Below are 6,876 nucleotides of genomic sequence, written 5' to 3' on the forward strand. Positions count from 1 at the left end.
ACCTTGATTAAGTAAGCCTACCCCTCTTGCTGCTCCCATTGCTCACTTTCAATGAGGGATTGCAATCGGCCTTGTTCCTCTGCAAGCATTTCTTCCGCTAATTGGACCGGATGTGGATTCACGCTCAAACCGGCTTGTTCGACCGCGCGTTCGGCGTGCTCAAGAGATTGCTCCGCTTGTAGTACGGATTGGTCCGTTGGATGTGACATAGCCTGAGAAACAGCATTATGCGCTGTCTCAATGGCGTTTTGCGCCTGCGAGATCGGATTTTGCGACTGCAAGCTGGAGTCGTATTGGGACATGCTGTGAGCCTCCTTCGTTGGAACGGTATTCGTTGCGGTCCTTCTCCAATGAATAGGATGTGCTCAGCAGCATTTTCTATACCTTTAGTCTTTCAAGAAGGATTTCGCCTTCTCGATAGCCTCATCTTCCGTCGGGGCGGTTACGTATCTGCCGTTAATATAAATAAACACTCGCTTGGTGCAATGTCCGCAATATGATTTGCAACCAATCTTAATGTCCGCATTCGGATCAAGCTTCTTCACTTTCGGTAAAAACGACTTCATTTTAATATGCCGACATTTATCACAAATACGTATATCGTTTGCCATTATTCGTCACTCCGCTTTACCCACTTAGTCATGATGTACTTTCGCAATCATTTTGTTTGCTTGACCTACTATGTCATTGTAAGGGAACCTGTACAGAGAAGCAACCATATTGCGCAAACTTCATGACAACTGTTCATATTTCAGAGAGCGTTTAGCAAACCATGGCATCAGAATAACTGTGAATAATATATCATCAATCGGCATAAACGGCAGAACATCCGGCATGATCCAATACAAGACAACGAGACCGACGAACAATGCCTTTTCCCAAATCGGTACGTTGCGTGATGCTAACAGACGGGGGACGGAGCTGATAAGCCACCACAGATTGTTCCAAGGGCGCCTTCCTCCCGAACGCTGCTTCGGTTCCCGTGATGATGGTGCCATCGCGCACACCTCCTTCACGATATTGTGCGTCGCGCCCCTTGGAACATACAACAAAACACAAATACATATTTACTAAATTCTACGTGTTTTCGTTCTCGACTATATCACCTCTTAGTGCCTCCATCAAAATGGAAGACACCTCCCGATACATCGAATTAAAATCGTGCAAAGGCAACGGGCTTGATCCAAGTCCCACTTCAATGGTAAACCCCGGCTTGAGAAACCGCTGAATGAACCAATCTTTATAGCCTGCATCGCTTCCCGCTAGTTTAACGGCACGATATCCGCTCACCAGTTGAAACCGTTCCGCCCAATATAACGACTCTTCAGGTTCGTAATCCCGGTAATTCCAATAAATCTCTTGACCTTGTGTATGAAACGATAAGGCAAGCTCAAATGGAATTTGCTCTGTAAATGACGCTAAAGCGGCAGCCTCCGGCTCGGACAGCGGCTGCTCCCCTCCATAATTAAGCGGAGCCGGGGAAAGCATCCCCCGCCTTTCCCGCTCCTCCTCCCAATGAGCCGGGAATTGATCATTCAAATCAACGCCGCGCACGTTCGCCTTCCAACGCTGAAACCGATTTGAGCCTTGGTTCCATTCCATAATCGACTTATAGAACGGATGCCCGAGCGAAATGCCCTCCTGCACCAATTCGACACCGTCGGGATTAACCATCGGCACAATCCACAATGACGTCCGCTCATAAGCGGCATGCGCGTCCCATCCGCGCCATGCCAAGCCGCTGTCATATGCATTTGCATAATCCTCAATGAATTGAACCAACAGAGCCGAGGTAATCCATTCATTCGCATGCACCGCTCCATTCGCATGTATCGGAACACCGCCCCTGCCGATACCAATGGCCTGTATCGGCTTGCCCAATACACTATGGCCGATCGTTTCCACTGAGATGAAGGAATATCGGCTGCTCAATCGACAGATATCCTCTGTCAGTTGAACATGTCCGTATTCCGCGTTTCTTCTTAGCGCCCCTTCCGGACAGCCGTAAGGAATGAGCAAGCTTTGCCCTTCCATCAATCGGCTCGGGTTGATGCACGGATTGGCGGAGGACAGCAGCTGCGCCGGTACGTGGAACCGGGAAGCGATATCGTAGAACGTGTCATGCTGCTGAACGATATACGTATTGTTCGGCCGCTTCGGAATCGTTATAACTTGACCGGGAAGCGCATAATCCTCCGTATCCAGCTGTGGATTGAGCGCAAACAATGCATGCAGATTAATACCATAACGCGTGCAGATACGCAGGTAGGTATCGCCTTGCTGCACTATATAAGGGATAGCCATCTATGGCACCTCCTTAGCCTATCATCATTGATCATATGCCAGGAGGATGGCGAAAATTACAGGTTGCGGCGACTAATGCTGCAGCTTAAAAATTATAAAAAGGCTTGAGAGGGCAACCCTCCTCAAGCCTCTATGACATCAATAAAATTTTTGATTTCGAGTTTGATCATTGGAAGCTGCTTAAGCTGGCTGAATAGAATGCCCGCAAAGTAAAGGATTGACTTAGGAACAGACTCTCAACTGTGTGGATGTTATATGATTTGAGGCATCTGCCATACAACAGGCACAGCATGAATTTGTTCTCCAAGCCAAGAACGAGCGATCTGCTGGAATATTTCAGGATCACCACTGCAAAAGAATTGATGGACTGGCACCACGTCATTATGAGCCAATTGCCCTTTATCATGCAAGATCGTGCTGATTTCCCTTGCTGTTTCTTCTGCAGAATTAATCAGTTGCACGCTTGATCCCATTACTCGTTGAATCGGTTCCGTTAAAAAAGGATAATGAGTGCATCCGAGAATAAGGGTGTCTATTGGAACGTTTCGCAATGGATCCAATGAGTCACTCACGATGTGCCATCTTTCATCAGATCGGAACAATCCCTTCTCCACCAGAGGCACAAAGTTAGGGCAAGATCTGCTAATGACCTCTACGTGTGGATTTAACCGTTTCAGTGCTTGTTCGTAAGCCCCGCTCTTAATCGTTCCCTCCGTACCGATAACTCCGATGTAACCTGTGTCTGTTGCTGAAAGGGCCGCCCTTGCGCCAGGATGAATGACGCCAACGACAGGAATCGAAACGTATGCACGCAGTTCTTCCAATGCTACGGCAGTCGCTGTATTGCAAGCGATGACAATCATTTTGGGTTCATATTGAATGAGATAATCTACGATCTGTCGGGTGAATAGTCTTACTTCCTCCGCTGAGCGCGGACCGTAAGGCGAACGGGCAGTATCTCCGAAATAAATAATTTTCTCGCGTGGCAGTTGACGCATCACTTCCTTGACGACCGTCAGTCCTCCCACACCTGAATCAAACATTGCTATGGCTTGCTGCACGAATACACCGCTTCCTTCGTCTCTTGTTTGACTGACCTTTGATACCATATGATTGGTAGAGGTAAAACGTACCTCGATCTTATCAGCAAGTCAGACAAGGTTCAAGTCACATGTTCCGGGATTGGCATGCAGCTAAAATCATTGTTTTCATATTGTTACATTACTGCAACCTTTTGTCTCTAAAAAAACGTTTATAATGATGCAAGATAATGTAGAAAGGACTTGAAATATGAATCCTGAACGTTCATCGGCGGGAAGAAGCACCGCTCGTTCTCTGCCGCCACGTAAATCCGCTCAACAGCGGACAGGGCGGCGCAAGCAGCAAAAGACACAACGTCGTCGCAAACGTTCATTCTGGCGCACGCTCAGATTGACAGCAGTCGTTATGCTCATCATGAGCGCATTTGGGGCAGGGTGGTTATTTTTCACGCCATCCGGAACGGAAATGCGTTTCTTAATTGCAGATACTTTAATTACAACAAGACACCGACATTGGGCGAAATATGTAATTGGACAAGAAGAGCTCGATAAACGGGTAGCAGCATATTGGAAGAAATTCGAACAAATGGGCGAAGAGGAGTCCACTCTCGAAATTAAGAAGCCCGCGCCTGTTGAAGAAGAGCAGAAGCCGTTAATTGAATATAAGACAGTAAGCGGCAAGGGGTATAGCGGCTATTTGATGATTGTAAACGACCCGACCAAGATTCGAATCGCCGTGCCGAATCGAGTCGGACGCGGTGAAAAGGTAAGCAGCATGGTCGAGCGTACCGGGGCACTGGCAGGCGTCAATGCGGGCGGCTTCGCCGATCCGAACTGGAAGGGGAACGGATTCCAGCCTATCGGTGTCGTCTTCGCTGACGGCAAACTGTATTACGATGGCGTAGGTAAAAACCGCCGCACTCAAATCGTCGGCATCGACAACGATGGAAAGATGGTAGCAGGCAATTATAAAGTCGATGAGCTGCTGGAAATGGGAGTAAAGGAAGGCGTCACATTCCAACCCCGCATGATTGTCAATGGCAAGGGACAAATTAAAAACCATGCCGATGGCTGGGGGATTGCGCCCCGCACGGTAATGGGTCAACGGGAAGACGGTGCCATACTCTTCCTCATCATCGATGGCCGCCAGACTCACAGCATCGGAGCCGATTTATATGACTGCCAACAAGTTATGCTGGAGAACGGAGCCGTTATTGCAGCGAACTTGGATGGGGGGTCCTCGACCGTGTTGGTCGAACGAGGCGGATCGATTAAGAATTCGCCTGCAAGCCAATACGGAGAGCGCTATTTGCCTTCCGCCTTCTTGGTCTTTGAGCATCCAGAGCAGGTTACAATCAAGAACATCTGGGAAGGCCTTGATCCAAGCCAGATCGATCCGAGCACATGGTAATCATATCGTATTATGAATGAGTGGTCCCTTCATCGCAACCGGGCGCGAATGGTTGTATGAAGGGACTTCTTCGCTCTCATAGCACCGGTGTCAAGATTGATGAATTAACTCATGCTCCGTCTCCGCTTGGCTAACAGATTCCTCACTGTGACTGACGTTCTCGTTGGTTTGCCCCGATAGATTATCCTCATGTTGCTCTGCTAAGCTATCCGTGACTTGTTCTGCAGTATTCTCCTTAACCGCAGTGACCATAACCTTCTCTTCCTCTTCCGCTCCGTCCTGTCTCCACTCGCTCCAGCCTTGCTTGATAGCGACGACTTTCTCTTTCGCCGTCGTTAATAGTTCTCCTGAATGTTCCCCAAATTGCTTCGCCAAATGCTGTGTCTTCTCGCTGACCTGCTGTGCTCCTTCAGCAATATCTTGACGCAATTCACGGCCTGATTTGGGAGCCAAGAGAAGTGCGGACACCGAACCGAGCACTCCGCCGATTAACGCGCCAATCCAGAATGTTTTATTTGCTTTCGCCATTTTGTTAGTTCCTCCTTCTATTGCATTCATCCTTGCTGCACATCCGAAGAAGATTACGATGCACGGGCGCGGCGGGATCGAATCTCACTCCACAGTTTAAATAAAATGTCCAGCCAAAGCTGCGTATCGGGCTCGCGTCGTTCATCTGCTTCCCTCGCAGTGCCGATTCCAGAATACGCCCGCTGAGACCATCTGCCGAGGGCTTCATTCCACCGTCCAACCCGTTTATGCAATTCATGCAGCGTATCGGACCACTCCTTGATCGTGTCGCCTGTCTGTTCCGCTTGATTCAACACCTTCTCTGCTCGGCGGGTAAGCTCTCGAAGCTGTTCAATCAGCCTGCGGCCTTCTTCCATGCCGGCATCCACCTTGGTCAGGCTGCGCCAGCTGCGACAGATAAGCGCAATCGCGGCAATACATAAAGCAGTCCAAGCGATTGCAGCGATACAAATGCTCCAGGTTACCATCGTGTGCCTCCTCGGATTGCGGCATCGACCAGGACGAATGCCCATGTCGTAATGACAGTATAAGAAAGTTGGGCTCGTCTTGACACAGGAAGGGCCGTCCTTTTTTATCAAGCATGTCCGCTCACAAAAGAAAAAAGCCGGGATGAATTGATATGCTCCCATCATAGTAGACAGTAGGAAAAACAAAAGCTTCTACTGCTACAGTGATGGGAGTTTTTCTGATGTCTAAAAGAAGTTCAATTTCTTTTGAAACGAAATTACATGTGTACAGCGATGCTTAGAGCACAAATCAAATCCAAACTATGAAGCGAAACAGCTAGGTGTTAGCACACACACAGTTAAAGAATGGATAAGAAAATATAGTGCAGATGGTTTGGATGGGTTAAAGGAATGGAATACGTGGAAATCATACTCAAAGGAATTGAAGCTTGCTGCTATTAAAGATGTGTTGTCTGGTCATTGCTCCGTAGAAGAGGCGACAAAGAAGCATCGTATTTCGAGTAGAAGTGTTTTGGGGAAATGGATTACCAAGTATACTAATGAGATAGAATTGAAACCTACACATAAAGGAAAAGGACTATCTCATATGAGTAAAGGACGTAAAACAACTTTCGAGGAACGCATTGAAATTGCACAATATACAATCGCTAATGGTTTGGATTATCAGAAAGCGATCGAAAAGTACGGTGTATCTTATCAGCAGGTGTACGCCTGGGCTCGGAAATATCAAGCAGGCAGTGAGGATGCTCTTAAGGACAATCGCGGTCGCAAAAAGCCTTTAGAGGAACTAGATGAGCATGAACGTCTTAAGCTACGGATCAAGGAATTAGAGGCTCGAAACGAATACCAAGAGATGGAGAATACTTTCGCAAAAAAGTTGGCGGAGATCAAGCGACGAAATACACGCTAACCCTCGTTCGACAAGTAGACTTGTATCAAGCGATTCAAGAACTGAACAAAGAAAAAGGTTACGCAATTACAAAGTTGTGTACGTTAGCAGGGGTTGCTCGATCTGCCTATTACAAGTGGTTAAAATGGACGCCATCCGCCAGAGAACTTGAGAATTATATGCTATATAAGTTGAATCAAAGTTCTTAGCAACCCTTGGCAAGGAAAAATGAACCAT

At 47.7% G+C, this 6,876-nt stretch carries 9 protein-coding genes; 2 read left to right on the plus strand and 7 right to left on the minus strand.

The window, feature by feature from the left end; all coding sequences use genetic code 11:
- Positions 1-17 precede the first annotated feature (17 nt).
- The 5 genes from LQV63_RS17275 to racE all read right to left on the minus strand — a co-directional run bounded on the left by LQV63_RS17275 (position 18) and on the right by racE (position 3,365).
- Entirely contained in the window at positions 18-302 is a 285-nt protein-coding gene (locus LQV63_RS17275) for a hypothetical protein (protein WP_019418964.1), read from the minus strand.
- An 84-nt stretch (positions 303-386) separates the two neighbouring features.
- Positions 387-611: a DUF1450 domain-containing protein gene (locus LQV63_RS17280; protein ID WP_019418963.1), complete on the minus strand. Its 225-nt coding sequence runs from the start codon at positions 609-611 to the stop codon at positions 387-389.
- Between the two features lie 120 nt (positions 612-731).
- Positions 732-998 (minus strand): hypothetical protein, encoded by a 267-nt coding sequence (locus LQV63_RS17285; protein WP_019418962.1) that lies wholly within the window; start codon positions 996-998, stop codon positions 732-734.
- 79 nt (positions 999-1,077) lie between these two features.
- Complete coding sequence (locus tag LQV63_RS17290) at positions 1,078-2,304, minus strand: M14 family metallopeptidase (RefSeq protein WP_233697655.1); 1,227 nt, start codon at positions 2,302-2,304, stop codon at positions 1,078-1,080.
- A gap of 251 nt (positions 2,305-2,555) precedes the next feature.
- Positions 2,556-3,365 carry a glutamate racemase gene (gene racE, locus LQV63_RS17295; RefSeq protein WP_019418960.1) on the minus strand — a complete coding sequence of 270 codons (810 nt, stop codon included), beginning with the start codon at positions 3,363-3,365 and terminating at the stop codon, positions 2,556-2,558.
- Between the two features lie 229 nt (positions 3,366-3,594).
- Here racE and LQV63_RS17300 point away from each other — a divergent pair, with 229 nt between their 5' ends.
- Positions 3,595-4,755: a phosphodiester glycosidase family protein gene (locus LQV63_RS17300; protein WP_233697656.1), complete on the plus strand. Its 1,161-nt coding sequence runs from the start codon at positions 3,595-3,597 to the stop codon at positions 4,753-4,755.
- Between the two features lie 90 nt (positions 4,756-4,845).
- On the opposite strand, the gene LQV63_RS17305 is transcribed toward LQV63_RS17300, so the two are convergent.
- Complete coding sequence (locus tag LQV63_RS17305; RefSeq protein WP_233697657.1) at positions 4,846-5,283, minus strand: YtxH domain-containing protein; 438 nt, start codon at positions 5,281-5,283, stop codon at positions 4,846-4,848.
- 53 nt (positions 5,284-5,336) lie between these two features.
- Positions 5,337-5,750 carry a hypothetical protein gene (locus LQV63_RS17310; protein WP_019418957.1) on the minus strand — a complete coding sequence of 138 codons (414 nt, stop codon included), beginning with the start codon at positions 5,748-5,750 and terminating at the stop codon, positions 5,337-5,339.
- 373 nt (positions 5,751-6,123) lie between these two features.
- Here LQV63_RS17310 and LQV63_RS31820 point away from each other — a divergent pair, with 373 nt between their 5' ends.
- Complete coding sequence (locus LQV63_RS31820; protein WP_233697658.1) at positions 6,124-6,660, plus strand: helix-turn-helix domain-containing protein; 537 nt, start codon at positions 6,124-6,126, stop codon at positions 6,658-6,660.
- Positions 6,661-6,876: the final 216 nt, after the last annotated feature.

The sequence above is a fragment of the Paenibacillus profundus genome, assembly GCF_021369635.1.
Classification (GTDB): Bacteria; Bacillota; Bacilli; order Paenibacillales; family Paenibacillaceae; genus Paenibacillus_B; species Paenibacillus_B profundus.

Bases quoted from the DNA above. Each gene is read 5' to 3' on its own strand.
- LQV63_RS17275 (WP_019418964.1), bottom strand. From the start codon at position 302: ATGTCCCAATACGACTCCAGCTTGCAGTCGCAAAATCCGATCTCGCAG.
- LQV63_RS17280 (WP_019418963.1), bottom strand. From the start codon at position 611: ATGGCAAACGATATACGTATTTGTGATAAATGTCGGCATATTAAAATG.
- LQV63_RS17285 (WP_019418962.1), bottom strand. From the start codon at position 998: ATGGCACCATCATCACGGGAACCGAAGCAGCGTTCGGGAGGAAGGCGC.
- LQV63_RS17290 (WP_233697655.1), bottom strand. From the start codon at position 2,304: ATGGCTATCCCTTATATAGTGCAGCAAGGCGATACCTACCTGCGTATC.
- LQV63_RS17300 (WP_233697656.1), top strand. From the start codon at position 3,595: ATGAATCCTGAACGTTCATCGGCGGGAAGAAGCACCGCTCGTTCTCTG.
- LQV63_RS17305 (WP_233697657.1), bottom strand. From the start codon at position 5,283: ATGGCGAAAGCAAATAAAACATTCTGGATTGGCGCGTTAATCGGCGGA.
- LQV63_RS17310 (WP_019418957.1), bottom strand. From the start codon at position 5,750: ATGGTAACCTGGAGCATTTGTATCGCTGCAATCGCTTGGACTGCTTTA.